Annotated in this window: 19 protein-coding genes; 9 read left to right on the top strand and 10 right to left on the bottom strand. The window is 34.3% G+C overall.

Going from position 1 to position 19,191, the window contains the following annotated elements; translation table 11 throughout:
- Positions 1-87: 87 nt before the first annotated feature.
- Together bsdtb5_RS20960 and bsdtb5_RS20955 are read left to right on the top strand one after the other, a co-directional pair.
- On the top strand, positions 88-975 hold the full coding sequence (locus tag bsdtb5_RS20960; protein ID WP_271713893.1) for a WD40/YVTN/BNR-like repeat-containing protein: 888 nt from the start codon (positions 88-90) through the stop codon (positions 973-975).
- Positions 976-1,066: 91 nt separating this feature from the next.
- Entirely contained in the window at positions 1,067-1,930 is an 864-nt protein-coding gene (locus tag bsdtb5_RS20955) for a MerR family transcriptional regulator (RefSeq protein WP_271713892.1), read from the top strand.
- A gap of 162 nt (positions 1,931-2,092) precedes the next feature.
- Here bsdtb5_RS20955 and bsdtb5_RS20950 read toward each other — a convergent pair whose 3' ends face one another.
- The 9 genes from bsdtb5_RS20950 to bsdtb5_RS20910 form a co-directional block, all read right to left on the bottom strand.
- A complete protein-coding gene (locus tag bsdtb5_RS20950) occupies positions 2,093-3,940 on the bottom strand; it encodes a carbohydrate-binding domain-containing protein (protein WP_271713891.1) in 1,848 nt (615 codons plus the stop codon).
- Positions 3,941-3,977: 37 nt separating this feature from the next.
- Complete coding sequence (locus tag bsdtb5_RS20945; protein ID WP_271713890.1) at positions 3,978-4,643, bottom strand: DUF4956 domain-containing protein; 666 nt, start codon at positions 4,641-4,643, stop codon at positions 3,978-3,980.
- A complete protein-coding gene (locus bsdtb5_RS20940; RefSeq protein WP_271713889.1) occupies positions 4,636-5,385 on the bottom strand; it encodes a polyphosphate polymerase domain-containing protein in 750 nt (249 codons plus the stop codon). Before bsdtb5_RS20940 ends, bsdtb5_RS20945 begins: the two co-directional genes overlap by 8 nt.
- A 254-nt stretch (positions 5,386-5,639) precedes the next feature.
- The gene (locus tag bsdtb5_RS20935) at positions 5,640-6,872 is read right to left on the bottom strand and encodes a sensor histidine kinase (protein WP_271713888.1); all 1,233 of its coding nucleotides are present in this window, start codon (positions 6,870-6,872) and stop codon (positions 5,640-5,642) included.
- Positions 6,869-7,543 (bottom strand): response regulator transcription factor, encoded by a 675-nt coding sequence (locus bsdtb5_RS20930; protein WP_271713887.1) that lies wholly within the window; start codon positions 7,541-7,543, stop codon positions 6,869-6,871. Before bsdtb5_RS20930 ends, bsdtb5_RS20935 begins: the two co-directional genes overlap by 4 nt.
- Before the next feature lie 370 nt (positions 7,544-7,913).
- Positions 7,914-8,570 carry a GTP pyrophosphokinase gene (locus tag bsdtb5_RS20925; RefSeq protein ID WP_271713886.1) on the bottom strand — a complete coding sequence of 219 codons (657 nt, stop codon included), beginning with the start codon at positions 8,568-8,570 and terminating at the stop codon, positions 7,914-7,916.
- Positions 8,570-8,782, bottom strand: coding sequence for a hypothetical protein (locus bsdtb5_RS20920; protein ID WP_271713885.1), 213 nt, complete (start codon positions 8,780-8,782; stop codon positions 8,570-8,572). The genes bsdtb5_RS20925 and bsdtb5_RS20920 overlap by 1 nt, the downstream gene beginning before the upstream one ends.
- A 1-nt stretch (position 8,783) precedes the next feature.
- On the bottom strand, positions 8,784-9,836 hold the full coding sequence (locus tag bsdtb5_RS20915; RefSeq protein WP_271713884.1) for a phosphodiester glycosidase family protein: 1,053 nt from the start codon (positions 9,834-9,836) through the stop codon (positions 8,784-8,786).
- 91 nt (positions 9,837-9,927) lie between these two features.
- A complete protein-coding gene (locus bsdtb5_RS20910) occupies positions 9,928-10,998 on the bottom strand; it encodes a bifunctional glycosyltransferase family 2/GtrA family protein (RefSeq protein ID WP_271713883.1) in 1,071 nt (356 codons plus the stop codon).
- 585 nt (positions 10,999-11,583) lie between these two features.
- Between bsdtb5_RS20910 and bsdtb5_RS20905 the strand changes: the two genes are divergently transcribed.
- The 5 genes from bsdtb5_RS20905 to bsdtb5_RS20885 all read left to right on the top strand — a co-directional run bounded on the left by bsdtb5_RS20905 (position 11,584) and on the right by bsdtb5_RS20885 (position 17,296).
- Positions 11,584-12,528 (top strand): L-lactate dehydrogenase, encoded by a 945-nt coding sequence (locus bsdtb5_RS20905; RefSeq protein ID WP_271713882.1) that lies wholly within the window; start codon positions 11,584-11,586, stop codon positions 12,526-12,528.
- A gap of 209 nt (positions 12,529-12,737) precedes the next feature.
- Entirely contained in the window at positions 12,738-14,195 is a 1,458-nt protein-coding gene (locus bsdtb5_RS20900; RefSeq protein WP_271713881.1) for a methyl-accepting chemotaxis protein, read from the top strand.
- Between the two features lie 480 nt (positions 14,196-14,675).
- Complete coding sequence (modA, locus tag bsdtb5_RS20895) at positions 14,676-15,485, top strand: molybdate ABC transporter substrate-binding protein (protein WP_271713880.1); 810 nt, start codon at positions 14,676-14,678, stop codon at positions 15,483-15,485.
- Positions 15,486-15,518: 33 nt separating this feature from the next.
- Positions 15,519-16,181: a molybdate ABC transporter permease subunit gene (gene modB / locus bsdtb5_RS20890; protein WP_271713879.1), complete on the top strand. Its 663-nt coding sequence runs from the start codon at positions 15,519-15,521 to the stop codon at positions 16,179-16,181.
- Entirely contained in the window at positions 16,178-17,296 is a 1,119-nt protein-coding gene (locus tag bsdtb5_RS20885; RefSeq protein ID WP_271713878.1) for a sulfate/molybdate ABC transporter ATP-binding protein, read from the top strand. The genes modB and bsdtb5_RS20885 overlap by 4 nt, the downstream gene beginning before the upstream one ends.
- A 72-nt stretch (positions 17,297-17,368) precedes the next feature.
- On the opposite strand, the gene bsdtb5_RS20880 is transcribed toward bsdtb5_RS20885, so the two are convergent.
- Complete coding sequence (locus tag bsdtb5_RS20880) at positions 17,369-17,548, bottom strand: DUF6199 family natural product biosynthesis protein (protein ID WP_271713877.1); 180 nt, start codon at positions 17,546-17,548, stop codon at positions 17,369-17,371.
- A 452-nt stretch (positions 17,549-18,000) separates the two neighbouring features.
- Between bsdtb5_RS20880 and nifH the strand changes: the two genes are divergently transcribed.
- Positions 18,001-18,822: a nitrogenase iron protein gene (gene nifH, locus bsdtb5_RS20875; RefSeq protein WP_271713876.1), complete on the top strand. Its 822-nt coding sequence runs from the start codon at positions 18,001-18,003 to the stop codon at positions 18,820-18,822.
- A 27-nt stretch (positions 18,823-18,849) separates the two neighbouring features.
- Complete coding sequence (locus bsdtb5_RS20870; RefSeq protein ID WP_271713875.1) at positions 18,850-19,176, top strand: P-II family nitrogen regulator; 327 nt, start codon at positions 18,850-18,852, stop codon at positions 19,174-19,176.
- The last annotated feature ends 15 nt before the right edge of the window (positions 19,177-19,191 follow it).

The following is a 19,191-nucleotide window of genomic DNA, read 5'->3' as shown; positions in this document are numbered from 1 at the left end:
AAATGTTATACTCTATTTAAAGTTTATAAAAAATTCTTGCTATGAATTACATTAATGCTTTCTGTTAGAAAACCATAGGGGGGAACTATGAGAAAAAAAATAATATTAACAATTAGTTTAGTTATTTGCCTGGTTGCATGTAGTAATCAGACTTTAGTTAATTCTAATATAAAAGAGACTCCTCAAAATATATCAACAACTGTTGAATCTAGTACATCAACATCTAAACCAACTAGCACACCTGTATTCGAACCATCAATTTCACCTTCAATTGAACCATCTAATACTCCAATAAAGCAAACACCAATATCATATCTTCCTAATCCAAAAAAGAAATGGAGTCCTAATCATGGGATTACTTATGTGAAATATAAAAACGTTGGACATTATGATGACACAGAAGAATATGTTTTTATAAATAAGAACGTAGGTTGGAAAGGCTATATTGAGCCAGCTGGAGCAGGTGAAGATAGACTTATTCTTTCTAAAACTACTGATGGTGGAAAGAGTTGGCAAAGAATGGAGGATTCTGCAACTGTTTCATCTGCAATAATAGGAGGAGATATTTTATTTATAAACAGTAAAGTAGGATGGATAATACATAATATTCCTCAGAATGGGAGATTAACTTCGTACAAAACTACAGATGGGGGAGAAACATGGAAGGAGCAAAATATTGATGTGCCACCACAATATTCTGATATTCAATTCTCTACTTGTTTACCGGTATTTTTTTCTCAAGAAGATGGAATTATGTTTGCTTGGTGTAAGGATTCATCTAACAATTATGAAGATACTGAGCCAGTTACCTTTATTACACATGATGGCGGAAAGACATGGAGACTTAATTCAAAGAAATCTATTGATGAAAGTTTTAAATGGAGTATTAATCAAAAGGATGATTCTACAAAAGTTATATATAAAAAGGAGAAATGGAAATCAATTGATCATGTTGAATGGATAAAAATTAATTAGACACATTTAACTTAAAATTTTATTTTAGAAGCTATTGACTATGACATTAGGTCATAGTGTACCATAATACTTAAAAGGAGGAAGAAAAAGCATGACGATTCATGAATTGGCCAATCTCAGTGGAATCAGTGTAAGAACACTACATTATTATGATAAAATTGATTTACTAAAGCCATTTTGCGTAGAACAAAATGGATATCGAAACTACAACGAGGATTCTATCAGGCGCCTGCAACAGATTATGTTCTATAAAGAGTTGGATCTACCTCTTAAAACAATAAAAAATATTATGAATCAGCCAGGGTTTAATCAAAAAGAGGCGATTCGTGTGCAGAAAGAATTAATCACTGCGAAAAGGAATCGATTAACACGTTTGATTGGACAGATGGATAAGATTCTGGAAGGAAATGATACAGTGGATTTGAGTGTATTTGAATATAAAGAATTAGAAGAAGTGTTTACCAATCAGATTATGAAATTGGAGGAGGAATACAGGCAGTTTATTATTGAGAAACACGGAAGTGTAGAAGCATATGTTAAGGATATGATGTCACGCGGAGATAAGATTAAAGAGAGTGCAATTAAGTATTATGGAAGCTTGGGAGATTACATTGAGGCTCTTAAGAATCAAGAGATGCCGAAAGAAGGAATGGGAAAATTACAAGTAAAACTGGATGGTCTAGTGAAGCAGATTGCAGAGTATCAAGGAGAGGATATAGAAAAGTCAGAGATTCAGGCACTTGTAAAGGAATGGGAGCAGACATTTAAGACGATGATTAAAGTGCAAGAGGTAGATGTAGATCATGAGAAATGTTCCGAGATTTGCAGAAATATATATCATAGCTATATCAATAACAAAGATATCATCAAATATTTAGATGGAATCTATGGTGAGGGTGCCTGCATATATGTTGGCAAAGCAATGGAGTATTATGACTTACACCAAGGATTCTAATATATAAAATATCTAAAAATATAACACGATCACAAGCCAATTGTGTGCACTGCAAATAATCCAGATATATAAAGAATCAAAGTAAATAAAAAGAACAAAATAGAATCAAACAGGGAACTTCGTAATGAAGTTCCCTGATAATAATTATAAGTTTTTCAAGTATTAATTCGATCCAGATGCATCACTAGAATTATTTGCATCACTAGAATTGTTTGAACTATTAGAATTATTTGAATCAGACGAATTAGTAGAGTTGTCTGGAAGCTGTGGAGGTTGATTGCCATCAGAAGAATCATTTGCTCCAGGACCACCCTTCATACCAGAACCATCTTTCGTTCCAGGACCACCTCTCATTCCTCCATGTCCTCCCATGGTTGATTGTTCGCCACCGCTAGTCACGATGGAAGAAAGAGTTACCTCTGCACTTTGAGAACCACATGTAATCTTATACTTTCCATTTTTCTTTAAGTCAGGAGAACTGATTACTACGGATTGATAATCTTTCGTTGGTGTATAGGAAAGGACCACATTTCCATCAGAATCGGTTACTTTAATCTTAGTACCTGCTTTATTTACGGAAGAGAAGTTATAAAGAATGGAATATTGAGAGGAGGAATCAGAGAATCCTTGTGCCATTCCAACACTTCCAGCTATTATAACAGTACCTTTTGTAACTTTGGCAGCTCCATTATAATCAAGGCCAGCATCACCACCACTTGTAGGTCCATTTACATATACAGTACCACCAGAGATTGTAACTGAACCATTACTATCAATTCCATCACCCGAAGCATCAATATTTACAGTACCACCAGAGATAGATATATAGCAATTGGTGTCGTTTTCCATTGCACCGCCACCTTTACCCATACCGTCAGGTGCTCCTTTATTCGCTCTATCAAACCCACGATCTGTAGTACTAGAGGAATCATTTGCTTTAGCTGAATCTGTTGTAGCAGAGGAATCTTTACTTGTCGTTAATGAATTAGATGAGGATGTAGTGGTAGTTGTCTTTTCAGAAGTTGTTACAGTTGAGGTATTTTCTGTTGTATCACTTGAACTACTACCACTTGCTGCATTCATACCATCATCTTCTGCAACAATATCTATTGTACCATCTTCTATTACGATAGCTGTTCCTTCAATACCTTCTTGACATTTTGTAATATTAATCTTACCTCCGCAGATATATACATATCCTTTTGTTGTATCATCTCCATTCTTTGATTGAATTCCATTTCCATCAGTTACAGATATATCAAAGGTACCATCTTTGATTTTCACACAGTCTTTACCGTTTAGGCCGTCTTTTACAGCGGTGATATGATAAGTACCTCCAGTAATTATAAGATCATCTTTGGATGCAATACCATGTTTATAGTTTCCTGTGATAGTAAGAGTACCAGAACCATTTAGAGTTAAATCTGATTTGCTAAAGATTACGCCATCTACATTGGTATCGTCGGATTGTGTATATGTTGCACTGTCAGTTAGAGTGTTATTAGAGTTCTTGGCTAGTGTGATAAATACTTTATCTGCAGATTTCACATAGATTGGTGCATTGTCAGAACATGTGATATTTACGCCATTTAGAACAATATGAACTTTTGATTTATCATCTGTGTCTACGATAATTTGTCCATCCTTTAAAGTGCCACTTATCACATAGGTACCTTTTTTAGTTATGGTAAGCGTACTACCTTTTATAGTTACACCATTGCTACTTGACGATTTGATGGTGCTTCCATTTAAGGTAATGTTGGTAGAAGAGCTTTCATCATATCCTACTTCAAGATCTTTTGCGGAAAACTCTTTATCTACAACAACAGTGGAGGTAGATTCATTTGTTGCGGTGCTTGTTGCTGTTGCAGATGTAGAGGAGGAGGTGGTTGATGAGGAAGTTGAAGTATTACTTGTAGTTGTATTACTACTTGTACTTCCTTTACATCCGGTTAATAAAGTTGCTGATATTGTTGCGATTGCTATATATTTAAGCCATGGTTTTCTCATAGTACATACCTCGTTTTCTTTCTATTATGATTGGTGTTTAAAGTTCTAGACTCCCGAAGCTTACTCTTCCGCAAGTGATTTCTAAGTTACCATTTCTACAACGAAGGTCATCAATAAATGCCTTCTCCTGTGTTACATCTTTTAATTGAATTCGATATTCCAATTTATAAAGACTACCCATATTAGCTGTTTTTACTTGAATTAAATCATTTTTTGTTGTATACGTTTCAAATAAATCATCAAAGATGCCGTTATAATCAAGGCTTTCAGGAATTGTGATTTTTAATTCTTTTTCTTTTTGTTTACTTTCTCCAAAGCTAGTTACGTTATAAAGGGTATTAGCAGCACCTATAATTACTACAAAAAGGATTGCTGCTACTAGATATCCAGTTCCGGTAGCAAGTCCGATTGCCATTGCAGCGAAGATACTACTGATTTCTTTTGCACTTCCTGGGATAGAGCGGAAACGAACTAAACTAAAGGCACCCATTACGGCAACGCCAGTACCGAGATTACCGTTTACTAACATGATTACCATTTGCACAAGTGCAGGTAGAAGAGCAATAGTAATTACCAATCCTTTGCTGCTATTATTAAATTTACTATGTAGCCACCCAAGTGCTGCCCCAAGTATTAAGGAGCACACCATACAGATTAAAAATTTATCAATTGAAAAAGTTGTTGTTAAGATTGAATTAAGCATATTTCTTTTCTCCTTTTGCTGTTCTATTATTTTGAATTCTTTGTTTCTTTATCTTAAGAGTCTCTTTATAAGCATTTCCATATTTAGAGAAAGATGCAGGGTAGAGACTTAATTCATCTAGAATATGTGATAACCAAAGTGGCATAGTGCCGGGTATCTTAATCTCCATTAATTTTTGCCCTTCTTCTAATAAAGGTTCTCCCCAGACTCCAGACTCTAGGTAGAGGTCCTCTTGTCTGTATATAATATTTTGATCAAATGTTACACGAACCTCTGAATCTTCTAGGCCATACATCGCGAAACGATTATAGGATATATACATAGATGGAATTAAGTCCTTATAGAACTTAAGAAACCAATCGAGTTCTTTGGTAATCTGTGTCTGTTTCGTCGAAGGAAGATAATCATAGAGATAATCTTCTGCACTCGTAAGCTCCATCTGTTCACGCCTTTTATATACAACTCCTTTGTACTTTTTCTTAAGTTCAATGAAAACATTGTCACCTATTGATGGAGTTCCATAACTTCGTAATCTTAATTTTTCTTTGTAGATCGGTTTTTCTAGTGAACTACGTATTAACATACGATTAGGGGTGTCAAAGTAAATATTACAAATTGTTATTTCACCATAATCATCTATTTTAAGATGGTCTTTTGTCTTTTCCATAAACAAGGAATATTGTTCTTTGCTTAATAAATATTTTTTTTCATAACGTTTGAATGTATCTTGGTAATTACTCATTTCAATCCCTCCTGTCTTGCTTGGTTATATCTTATGAACTCATTGTAAGGGATGAACTTTAAATGAACTTTAAAGTTTACGTGAAATTAACATTAATAGTGTTACAACTTTACATGTCAGGTGATATGCACAAAACAGAAAAACTCATGTTTCAAACAGACAACTCGCTTCGCTCAAACAAATACAATAAAAAAGGTTAGAACCTCAAAGAAGCAGTATACTTTGAGATTCTAACCTTTATGTTCATATTAAGTTTATAGAACTATCGTAAATCGAATAGAGTTACCATCGTCACTTTTTACAGTAATCTTTCCATGATGGGCTTCTACAATAGATTTGGCAATAGATAATCCAATGCCGTAGCCGCCAGTTTCTCTTGATCTGGAGGAATCGGAGCGGTAGAAACGATCAAATAATTTATCAAGATTTGCAGGATCGATAGGTTCCGTAGTATTATAGACCTCTAACTTCACACCTTTTTTATATGGAGTTAAGGAGATTTTAATCGTACCTTCTTCCTTCGAATATTTGATTGCGTTATCTGCTAAGGTAGAGATTAACTGCCCGATGCTACTTTCATCACCGTTTATCTTTAGTCCTGGTTGTATATTTAATAGAAAATTCTTATTCTGAGTTTCCGCCATTATCTCAAATGGACCAGCAATATCCATAAATGTTTTACTAATATCAAAGGGAGAGAACACTAGTTTAATATTACCCTCCTCCATTTTGGATAGCATGAGCATATTCTTTACTAATTTATCAAGGCGAGTTGTCTGGTTGCGAATACTAGTAATCCACTCGTTCTTGCCACCTGTTAATTCGAGAACATCCGCATTGGCAGAAATAATAGCTATCGGTGTTTTGATCTCGTGTCCTGCATCCGTAATAAATTGTTTCTGCTTTTCTGTACTCTCGATGATTGGTTTAATTGCTTTCTTAGAGAAGATAGATACCAGAAGAAATACAAGGAGAAGAGTTGCGATGGCTACACCTAGAGAGATTAGTAAAAGTGCTTTGGCATTATCAAGTTGTTCTCTACAATCGATAAAGATAATCATCGACCCACTGGATTGTTTGACTAATTGATAACGATAGATTCCAATAAATCCACTTTTCCTATTCTTTTTTAACGCAGATTTAGCATATGTTTGAGCATCAGTTGATGAAATTGCTCTAATATGCCCGGTATCGGTATCCTGAACGACACCTTTTTCACTAATGGTAGCTACAAAGTATCTAGTCTTAAAAGGGGTCTCTGGATTAATATGAAATCCATACCTTGGTTCGTCACCTTTTGGAATATCCTTTTTATCAAACATTGGGAATTGCCCTTTATTTTCAGATAGTATATCCATAGTGCCGTCAATATTTTGATACATCTGATAAAGGTTAATTCCATTAATCGATAGAACAATAAGAAGCATTACTAAGAATAAAGAACTCATCGTAATAATTATAAATTTTCGTTGTAGTTTTTTAATCATTCGCATTCCTCCAATGTATAACCAATTCCTCTCACAGCTTTGATTTTAACATTCGCTTCTAGTGAAGAAAGCTTTTTTCTTAAGTAGGAGATGTATACCCATACGACATTAATCTCAGCTTCTGCATCATATCCCCAGATTCGTTCCATAAATTGCTCAGTAGAAATAAGGCGTTTGGTATTAACCATGAGCATCTCTAGCATCTGATATTCTTTATTACCAAGTCGAAGAGAAGATTGTCCATTGGAAAGCTCATAATTTTCTTTATTAAGGCTAATATTACCCACCTCAATAAGATTTGGTGTAAACTCAGATTTTCTTCTGCCCATGGCACGAACTCTTGCTAATAATTCTCCCATTGCAAATGGCTTACTAAGATAATCATCAGCGCCCATATCAAGACCTTGAATACGATCCTCAATCTCTGCCTTAGCTGTTAACATCAGAATTGGTGTATGAATTCCACCCTGTCTAAGCTTTTCTAATACCTCAAGCCCACTCATTTTAGGCATCATAATATCTAAGATAATAATATCATAATTCTCAGATAATCCATAATCAAGAGCATCCGCCCCATCATAAACAGCATCCACAGAATAATTATTATGTTTTAATATTGCTACCAATGCATTGGATAATTCCTTTTCGTCTTCTGCTAGTAAAATTCTCATTTCTACCCCTCACCTTTCTGCTTTCATAATGCCTATTAAGATATGTATTTCAAATGTCTTTCTTAACTTAAATTGTGTATATTGATGTATAAGAGTGAAAAAAACGCTTTCACTCTCGACGTTTGTGATTTCACTCTTGCAAGCAAGTGAAATCACTGTACTATATTATTAATTTTGGCGTAATCCGGCTGAGGGTAACGTTTATATTTTGTCAAGACTCAAAGTGAAAATAGGAACGTAAGTGAGTATTTTCGCTTGCACTGAGGCTTGTAAAAAATATGTTACCGGAAGGAAAGGTAGCCAAAATTCATAATATACATCAATTTACACTCAGTAAACTAAAGTGAGACATTTGATACTATACCCCCCTTTAATCACAATCCTGGATTTCATAAATCATATCTCGAATTGCCTGCAGATTGATATCAGTAGAAGCTATTTCATCTGCACATCTCTTTAGTTCATTTTGTATCATTGTAATCTTTGGTGTATTCTTTTTATAATTCATCTGATGTTCGAGACTTGCCCAACAATCCATGGCTATGGTTCTAATCTGAAGTTCACAGTAAACGGTTCGAATACCATTTTGTATATGTATCGGCACTTGTAGTATCATATGATAACTTCGATAACCATTTGGCTTGGGATTATGGATATAATCTTTCTCTTCAATTACCTTGATGTCCTGTTGATCCTTTAGCATGTTCACAATGCAATAGACATCATCTAAGAAGGTAGAAATTACACGGATGCCTGCAGCATCATGAATCTGACTTAATGCACTTTCTACAGTAACAGGAAGGTTTTTGCGAATTAATTTTTCTTTCATACTATCTGCTGATTTTATTCTGGATTTATAATGTTCTATAGGGTCCTTATCCCCCAGTGTTATTTTATATTTACGAATAATATCTAACCTAGAAAGGACTTCAATAATAGCACCTTCTAGTAAGATATAGGATTCTTGATAGAATTGACGTTCAGGGGATAAGGTTTCACAATTTATTTCATATTTTGTTTGAAACATTATTCTTTATTTCTCCATTTGCTTCGATTTGATACGATGGTCAGTACCCCGTTAATAATGGATAATATACAAAATGCCCAGAATAATTTCGTTGAGATAGGATTACTTACAAATTCCATAGTTGGATTATAACTATCTAGAATCAAAAATACAATAAATATTCCTGATATAATAATTAATATATGTGGTAAAACGCTTCGAATTAGATTCATATTATTCGACCTCCTTAATTAGAACACAATCACTTACTTCACGTCCACCGTCTGCAGGTTGATTGACAAAAGCATCATTAAAAGTCATCTCAGAAGATTTACCACCATCTAGGTTATAGGCAGCAGTACATCCAAGTTCTTTAAATAACGAAGAGAAGTCGGTTAAGTCTAAGCCAACAGAATAACCACTTTGACGACCATCAACGACTACGAAGCAATAATGTCCAGGTTCATAATATCCAATCGCAGTTCTTGGATTAGCCTGTTGCACATGACCATCTGCAGTAAAGCTTGTCTTAGCATTGCCAGAATCATCTAATAGCGAAGGACCAAAGGACCATGCTTGATAAGCTCCATCCTTGATTGCTTGTTTGGCGTCAAATTCATCTCCGGAATAGGTTTTCATTGTTCCATCATAGTATAGAACGCATACGTCTGAGCCATTTGTAGTGTCTCGGTATACTTCACCGTTACGTATGACAATACCATTACTTCCATTTCCGTAATAATCACCGTTAATTGCTAGTAAAGCATTCAAATCAGAATCCATACTTAATACATCTTGTGTATATCCGACACCATAAGTGTTATCAGCAAATCCACTTTGCAGACATTTAATATTTGCAAGGTAGACATCTGCTACATAATAAGTAACTAAATTACTTCCAGAACCTTTGGTACATTTTTTGACTTTGATTGAGATATTTTTGCTAGTGTAGGAATCATCCGTGGTTACGACAGTGTCTGTGAACTTATCAGCAAATGTCTCTGACCAATCGGTAGTAGCAGTAGTAGTAGTTGTTGTTCCAGTGGTGTTAGAGGAATTAGAGGAACTATCCGAAGAATCCTTAGAAGTTGACTCTGATGTATTCTCAGAAGAATCATCAGAGGTGATTGAAGTGCTAGATTCCTGGGCCGTTTTGATTCCACTACTTTCAAGTTGTCGTGGCGTTACATAGTAAAATAAATAAAAGCCTCCTACATATGCTGCAATTACCACAACATCAATTGTTATTATAAGCCACGCTGGTAATAATCTTATTTTTTTATTCATAGTGATATCCTTTTACCTTTCAATTATGATAGCTTAACTTCTGAATTTATCAAGTAGTTAATAAATAACTGGGAAGTTTGATTTTTTTATATTACAACATCATAACATTTGTATGTCTTTTTTTATTAAATATAAAAAACTTTTGAACTACAAAGCTAACACCAAACAAAGTGAGCTCTGTTATTAATTTCGCAATCGCTTTATCTAATCCTAGATAATCATTTAATCCATAAAGAAGTATTGTATTTAATGCTAAAATTAGGCAAGCAAGGAAGGCGTAACTAACCATTGATTTTAACCTGTCATCTTTGTGCTTGAATATAAAGGTACTATTTAAATAGTAATTAAAAGCTGCACTAATTAGTCTCGCACTTACGTTAGCGTATACTAATGAAGCGGCTGCCTCCAATCCTGTATCAAAGATTCGAACAAATAGGAAGAATAAAATATAGTCTAATAAAAAACTTAAAAAGGATGCACCTGAGAATGCAAGTATATTACCGTATATTCTTACTGAATCACGTACTGCTCGAAAGTGGGAGCAAGAATTGTTACTATCATGATATATGGTTGCAATAGGAACTTCTGTGAATGCAATCTTTTTCTTAGCTAAGGTTAATAATACATTCATTTCATATTCATAACGTTCTCCAGATACATCTAGTAATTCGGGAACCATATCCATAGAGAACGCTCTAAGACCAGTTTGTGTATCAGAGACCCATTTGCCACTACATAAACGGAATACATATTTGGTTAAGGTATTTCCAAATAACGATTTGATAGGAATCTTTTCATCAAAGCACCTTACACCAAGTACAAGTCCAGAGCCAGTTTCATGTGCTGCATTTAAGAGACGGATTGCATCCACTGGGCGATGTTGGCCATCGGCATCTAGAATAACAATGCCATCAACAGTATGTGGATTAATATTATTTATTATATATTTTAGAGCAGTTTTAATGGCTGCACCTTTTCCTTTATTCTCTTCATGAGTTAGGAGAGTTACGGAAGAACTAATCTGATGAAATACAATGTTAGAATCTGTGCTACTTCCATCATTTATAACTATTATATTTTGAATTCCTTTTAGATGCAGATCCTTTATGAGTTCTATTAGCTTTTGATCGGGATCGTATGCGGGAATAATTGCAATATCCATAAGAAAGCTCCTTTCTAAAACTTATTATATTGTTATTCTAAATGGTGAAGCTTAAATGAACTTTAAAGATTGCATGAAATGATAAAAATAATTGATAATATGATGTAAAAGAATTTAAGATAATTTACGAAAGGAAGGAAAACATAAATATATAAGTTTGGAAATTTGGAATATGAGTATATAGTAATTATTATAACAATGCGAATTAGAGCTTATTCAACATTAGATAAAGTAATTGAATCATCTAGACGTTATGAGAAAGAGATAGGAAGACATAAAAGATATATAATAACTATTGGTACTTACTTTATATTGACATAATATTATATTCTAAATATACTAAATGTAAGCAAATGAAACTATAATCAGTGAAATAGAAATGGATATTAACATGGTTAGGAATAAATTGAATTCAAACTGGATAAAGATATATTTAGTAAAAGTGGGCAACTAATATGAGTTGCCCACTTTTACTTTATGGTTTTAAAGTATGTTAGTATGAAAAAGCATTTCACGCGTCGAATTTAGGCTTGCGAGCAATTTGCAGGTATGTAATCTAGTGCGAATCTAGTAGGAGGATATAATATGAAGAGTAATATAACAAAAGTAGTAATAATTGGAGCAGGTGCAGTAGGTGCAACGACTGCATATAGCCTTGTGGTAAAAGGTATTGCAGCTGAGGTTGTACTTGTAGATATTAATAAAGAAAAAGCCCAAGGGGAAGTATGGGATATACAGCATAGTATTGATTTCCAGAATAGAAATGTACGTATTAAAGTTGGTGATTATAAGGAATGTGGTGATGCTGATATTGTAGTCATAACTGCATCTGCCCCAATGGATGGTGAGACGAATCGACTTATGATGCTAGAAAAGACAGCAACAATAATTAGAAATATCATACCACCAGTTATGGAGAGTGGTTTTGATGGTATATTTGTAGTTGTTTCTAACCCAGTTGATGTCATGGCATATTTGGTAAAAGAGCTCTCAGGACTTCCAAAGAATCGTGTCATTGGTACAGGTACCATTTTAGAAACTGCTAGATTGAAGCAAAAAATCGGTGAGATTATGGGAATGGATCCAAGCAGTATTGATGCTTGTGTACTTGGAGAACACGGAGATACAATGATGATTCCATGGAGTCATGTAAGAGCTGGAGGCAAAAACTTTTTAGAAATACTATCAGATAATAGAGATATGCTTCAAGAAGTTGATATAGATTCAATTGTGCAGCAAACCAAAAGGGCAGGTTATTATGTGCTGAAATCAAAAGGAAATACGCAATACGGAATCGCTGGAGCAGTGACTGGTATTGTTGCAGCTATCTTAGGTAATGAGAATAAACTATATGCAGTAAGTGCTTATCTAGAAGGAGAATATGGAATTGAGGGAATCTATCTAGGAGTACCAGCAATCTTAAATCGAGATGGAATAAAGGATATTGGGGTATTCAATTTAAATGAAGAGGAAAAGGAACAATTGATACATTCAGCGGACATTATTAGAAATAGTATTGAGCGATTATAGTAATATTCTTACAGCGGTTTGAATTTTTAATGCTTTCTTAATAAAAAAAATAGGACTTTTGGTCTAATTTTATGTATACTGTCAATAGGAGTAGTAAATTTTGATAGAGGGTCCATAACTATACAACTGGATTAAAGTGAGATTACGTAAAATTGGATAAAAAGGATGTATGACACTCTAATCCGAATAAAAAGGTAAGGAGATTAAAAATGTCGAGAATTGAAAAAAACAATAGGGTATATACCGCTATCCTACTTGCAATGTATCTATGTATGAATATTATTAGCTTCTTTTATTTCGTCAGTGAGGACAGAAGTATACTAATGTTCATTCTACCGTTAGGAGTATCAATTATTGCTATTGTAGTAGATCTAATCTATCTTAAGAATAAACGAGATAGTGAAAGCTTTATGATTATTGGTGCTATTGGTTATCTTATCGTGTATGCAATGCTATTACACTTTGGAAAAGGGAATAGTAGTACTTGGGCAATCATCATCCCTTTATATATTGCATTATCTATATTTGCAAATGTAAAGACTTCAGTAATTACTGGTGTAGTTGGATTGCTGATTAATATGTCCCATATGATTGTCTTAATGATGCAGGGTCACATTGAATTTGGTTCAGAAATATACCGCGTATTTACACTGATTAGTACAATGATTATACTAATATGGGTATCAAAAGCATCAAATTATTTTAATAAGCAAGATATGAATCGTATCTCAGAACATGAGAAAAAGCAAAAACATATTGCGGATTCTGTAATACGCCTAGCAAATACAATCACAGAGAAATTAGGTGATCTTGAGAGCATATCTAGAGGAATAGGAGAAAGTTCTTCTGATATTACAGCTTCCATAGAGAATATTACGACTGCAATTACATATACTGCTGAGCGTGTTCAGAATCAAACGGCTCAAACTCAAGAGATTCAAGCATCTATTGAGAGCATGACAAGTTATTCAGAAGATGTGAAGGATGTAGCAATTAAGTCGAAAGAAGTAGCAGACGATGGTATTACAGAGATTAAGAAAGTATTGACTAGTTCGACAGAATTGAATGAGAAGAATATCGAAGTTGGTCAGTCAATGGAAGCATTACAAGAGAGAATGAATGAAGTTATTAAGATTGTAGATATGATTAGTGCAATCTCTAATCAAACAAATATGTTAGCTTTAAATGCGAGTATTGAAGCTGCTAGAGCTGGTGAAGCTGGTAAAGGATTCAGCGTAGTTGCAGATGAAATTGGTCAATTAGCTTCCAGAACAAAAGAATCTGCAAGTGAAATTAACCGATTAATATCTGCATTATCAGAAGATGCTAGTACTGCAGGTGCAAATATTGAAACTGCAATTATCCATGTAGAAGAGCAAACACACGGAATTCAGAATGTAAATCGTATCTTTGAAAGAATGGATAAATTAGTTGAGAAACTAGAAAAGAGCGTAATTAAGTCAAGCAATATGGCTAGTGAATTAGCGGCTGCCAATACTGTAATTGTAGAGAGCACAGAGGAATTCTCAAGTAACATAGAAGAAATCACAGCAAGTGCAGAAGAGATAACAAGTGTATCAACAAATAATTTAGAAGCTGTTAACCAGGCTGGAGAACAAGTTCATGCTATTTATGAATTATGTAAAGAGTTTGAAGAATTTCAATAGGATTGTAAGCATACAAGTAAAACAATCTGTTTAATAATTAAATATGGATATATGAAAAGCTACTTGTGAGTTAATCTCAAGTAGCTTTTTCAAATTCTAAGTATTACAGCATGTCGGAACGTATATATATTATAAAGTAATGTATAATTATAAAATACGATTGACAGAAACTTACTGTAGTAGTAAAATACACAGTATTAATCAAAAAAAGAATGAATATACTTCAAAGAAACACGTATTTGAGCTTAACTTTTCAATATATAAATTATATAATTTATATTTATAGTTATTAAAAAATAATAATCCAATAATTAGGTCTTTTCGTTCATGACAAAGATGTCTTAGATTTTCATAATCTAAGGCATTTTTTAATTTATAGATATTGTGTCTTAGGAACATAACAACGCTATATAAGAAATAGCATTCAACTGTATTCTATAGAATACAGAAAAGTTATAAATAAGGAAAGGGGTAGAGAATATGAAGAAAGGAATTAAGTTAGTATTAATTGCGTGTTTGTGTGTTTTAGCATTTTCAGGATGCAAAAAAGACATTTCTACAAAGGAAGCTAGTGCAACAAATGAAAAAGGTAGTAATCAGAAAACAGAGCTCATTATCTCGGCAGCGGCAAGCTTACAAAATGCAATGGAGGAGATTAAAACACTTTATGAAGCAGCTAATAAAAAGGTAACACTTAACTTTAATTTTGGAAGTTCAGGCGCATTACAGCAACAAATAGAACAGGGTGCGCCAGCGGATGTATTTATTTCAGCAGCAGAGAAACAAATGGCAACACTAAAAGGAGAAGAACTAATGGTTGATAATACAATAAGTATTCTTCTTAAAAATAAGGTAGTGCTAATTGTACCGAAGGATAGTACATTGGGCATTACTAGTTTTGATGATATATTAAAGGCCAAAGTGATAGCGCTTGGTGACCCAGCCAGTGTGCCAGCAGGTCAATATGCGGAACAGGTTTTTAAAAGCCTAGATCTTCTAGAAAAAGTGCAAAAACAAGCAACCTACGGTAAAGATGTGACAGAGGTGTTAGCTTGGGTACGTACGGGAAATGCGGATGCTGGGGTTGTATATCAGACAGATGCGCAGTCTTCAAAAGAGGTAAAGGTGGTAGCCGAGGCACCAGAAGGAAGTCATGATGATGTAATATATCCTATTGGAGTAGTAAGAGCTTCGAAAGAAGTAGAAGCGGCTAAAGCATTTTTAGATTATCTGAAAACAGATGAAGCAATGAAAATCTTTGAAAAGTATGGATTTATCAATGGGCAATAAGTGATTTTATGAGAAGATAAGAGGAGGGAGAATATGGACTTTACACCGCTTGTTATATCATTAAAAACAGCTATTACAGCAACATTATTTACATTCCTTGTTGGAACATATGCTGCATGGCGGACTTATAGCAAAAAGCAATTGTATGCAATTATATTAGATGGAGTCTTTACACTTCCACTTGTACTTCCTCCAACAGTAGCAGGTTTCTTTTTATTACTCTTATTTGGCCGAAATGGACCGATTGGTAGAATCTTGTCACAATTTCATATACAGATTGTATTTACTTGGTCTGCTACTGTGATTGCTGCAGTTGTAATTTCATTTCCTTTGATGTACCGATCGGCAAAAGCTGCTTTTCTACAAATTGATGAAAACTTAATATATGCAGCTAGAACATTACGAATGTCAGAAAGTACAATTTTCTTTAAGATCCTTCTGCCACTTGCTATGCCAGGTATCCTTTCAGGAGGAATATTGGCATTTGCAAGGGCGCTAGGCGAGTTCGGAGCAACATTAATGATAGCTGGAAATATACCAAGAATAACGCAGACAATCCCAGTTGCTATCTATATGGCGGTTCAAGGATACAATATGAAACTAGCATATACGTGGGTAGTAATTATAGTTATTTTGTCTTTTATTGTAATCTTTACGTTGAATTACTGTGAGAGGAAGAAGAGGGGGAAGTATTGAGCCTATCTGTTGAGATTAAGAAAAAGTTTAAAGATTTTACTCTAGATATATGTTTTAGCACCACTGAAAGAGGGGATATCATTCAGCCTAGTCGTGTTGCAAATGAATTGGAGAATGAGAGATTACATAAAAATAGATCAAATGAAAGACTAGGGATTCTAGGTGCATCAGGTTGTGGTAAGAGTATGACGCTAAAGTGTATTGCGGGGATTGAACGTCCAGATGAAGGTAAGATTGTACTAGGAGATCGTATCTTATATGATTCTAAAAAGAAGATTAATATAACGCCTCAAAAAAGAAATATAGGTTATCTATTTCAAAGTTATGCACTATTTCCGAACATGACTGTGGAAGAAAACATAGGATGCGGATTACATTGTGGAAAAAAAGAAAAAAGTGAGATTGTGGATAATCAGTTAGAACTTCTGAGAATAAAAGAATTAAAAAAAAGATATCCGTGGCAATTATCAGGGGGACAACAGCAAAGAGTTGCGCTAGCAAGAATTCTAGCGTATGAGCCTGAGTTATTAATGTTGGATGAACCGTTTTCTGCTCTAGACTATTACTTAAAAGATCAATTACAACAAGAACTATTGGAGGCCTTAGAATTCTATAAAGGTGAGATTATTATGGTCACTCATAGTAGAGATGAAGTCTATCGTTTTTGTGAAAACATGATGGTAGTAGATCAGGGAAGGGTGCTAGTTCATGGAGGAACAAAGGATCTTTTTCTAAATCCAATCAAAGTTCCAGTTGCTAAGCTTACAGGATGTAAGAATATATCTAGAATTCAGAAAGTGGAAGAGCATTCCTATCTGGCATTAGATTGGGGAGTAATGATAAATACACATCGAGAAGTGGGTATAGGTTGTACACACGTAGGAATAAGAGCTCATGATATAAGAATTGGCAGTATAGGCGAAAAGAATTCATATGCATGTAAACAGGTGAAACAATTAGAAGGTCCTTTTGAGAATACAATCATAGTAAGCTTAGCAGGTGAAAAAACATTAATGTGGAAGATAAGTAAAACTTATTGGAGGGAGAACTTGCATGAAAAAGTACCGAGTATGCTACATATATCCGAGGAATCGCTTATGTTTTTATATGAATAATATGAGTTGCCCGACATATGACCTGTTTGGTAGGTAGTCTAGGCAACTTGCCAGGCTAGATAAAAAAAGCTCCTAATGTAGGATTCTATAAAATATACCAACAATACAAAGAATCACTCCAAGAACTCGATTAAAGTTTAGACTTGCATCACTTGGCTCTGAATCTTTGATTTTCCAACCAATCTCAATGTACCAAGCTACTTTTGGTAAAAAAATATAAAATAAACCAACTAAAATCATTAATATGCCCATATGGTTTCCCCCTTATTTATAATAAAAATATTTTTATGTATGCTGTAATACCTAAAGTTATTTAATAATTTATAGTATATAGGAACCTAAAATAAATTACTACTAAAATAATTATGATTGGAAATTTTCATAGTATAAAAGTATGATTTTAAGATATACAGTTACTAGTAGTGATAAAGGTAAATTATCTGAATATAAAAACATATTGTTAAAATAGAACAAAGAGTCAAACAAATTAGATGAAAAATATGACAAAATGATGTATTGAAACAAATTATCAACCTAGATATAATCAATGCATAGAGTTGTTGAACATTCTAGAACAGAGGCGCCACTACGGAGTGATAAGTAGTGACGCCTTTCTTCAGATCTGAGAACTTCTAATCGATTGGAGCAAACAATGATTGTGACAATAAGTCACAGCAGCTTAACATTTAAGGAGGTAATGGTTTATGAGACAAGTGGCTATCTATGGTAAAGGTGGTATTGGTAAATCCACCACAACTCAGAACTTAACAGCAGGTTTGGGTGAGATGGGTAAGAAGATTATGATCGTTGGTTGCGATCCAAAAGCAGATTCAACAAGACTTGTACTTGGAGGTTTGGCACAAAAGACCGTTCTTGATACGCTTCGTGAAGAAGGAGAAGATATTGATCTTGATTATATCATGAAGACTGGCTTCTCAGGAATTCGTTGCGTAGAATCTGGTGGACCAGAGCCAGGTGTTGGTTGTGCAGGTCGTGGTATTATTACTTCCATCAGTATGCTAGAACAACTTGGGGCTTACACAGATGACTTAGATTATGTATTCTATGATGTACTTGGAGATGTTGTATGCGGTGGTTTCGCAATGCCGATTCGTGAAGGTAAAGCACAGGAGATCTACATTGTTGCTTCTGGTGAGATGATGGCTCTCTATGCAGCAAATAATATTTCAAAAGGTATTCAAAAATATGCGAATACTGGTGGAGTTCGTCTTGGTGGTATCATCTGTAATTCAAGAAAGGTAGATGGAGAAGCAGAACTTGTAGAAGCATTTGCTAAAGAGTTAGGAAGTCAGATGATTCACTTTGTACCTAGAGATAACATGGTTCAAAGAGCTGAGATTAATAAAAAGACTGTAATTGACTATGATCCAACCGTTCCGCAAGCAGATGAATATCGAGCATTGGCAAGTAAAATTGATGGAAATGATATGTTTGTTATTCCTAAACCAATGAAGCAAGACAGATTGGAAGAAATCTTAATGGAACATGGAATCATGGACATTTAATATTAGGAAGAGAAGGAGGGTTACCATATGTTATTAGTAAGATCTATTATCAGACCAGAAAAGACGGGTGTAGTGTTATCTGAGTTATTATCTGCTGGCTATCCAGCAGTAACGAAGATGGATGTATTCGGCAGGGGCAAACAAAAAGGGGTAAAAGTCGGAGATATCTATTATGATGAGATTCCAAAAGAAATGTTGTTAATGGTAGTCGAAGATTCGGATAAAGAGGATGTAATTAAAATCATTATGAAATACGCTAGAACTGGAGAAAACGGTAACTTTGGCGATGGTAGAATCTTTGTCAGCCCAGTCGAAGAAGCTTATACCATTAGTACAAAGACAAAGGGATTATAATCCGAGAAAGGGCGT

The sequence above is a fragment of the Anaeromicropila herbilytica genome (assembly GCF_016591975.1).
GTDB lineage: Bacteria > Bacillota > Clostridia > Lachnospirales > Lachnospiraceae > Anaeromicropila > Anaeromicropila herbilytica.
Note: the sequence above shows the minus strand (reverse complement) of the source record. Positions and strands in the feature narration are given on the sequence as shown.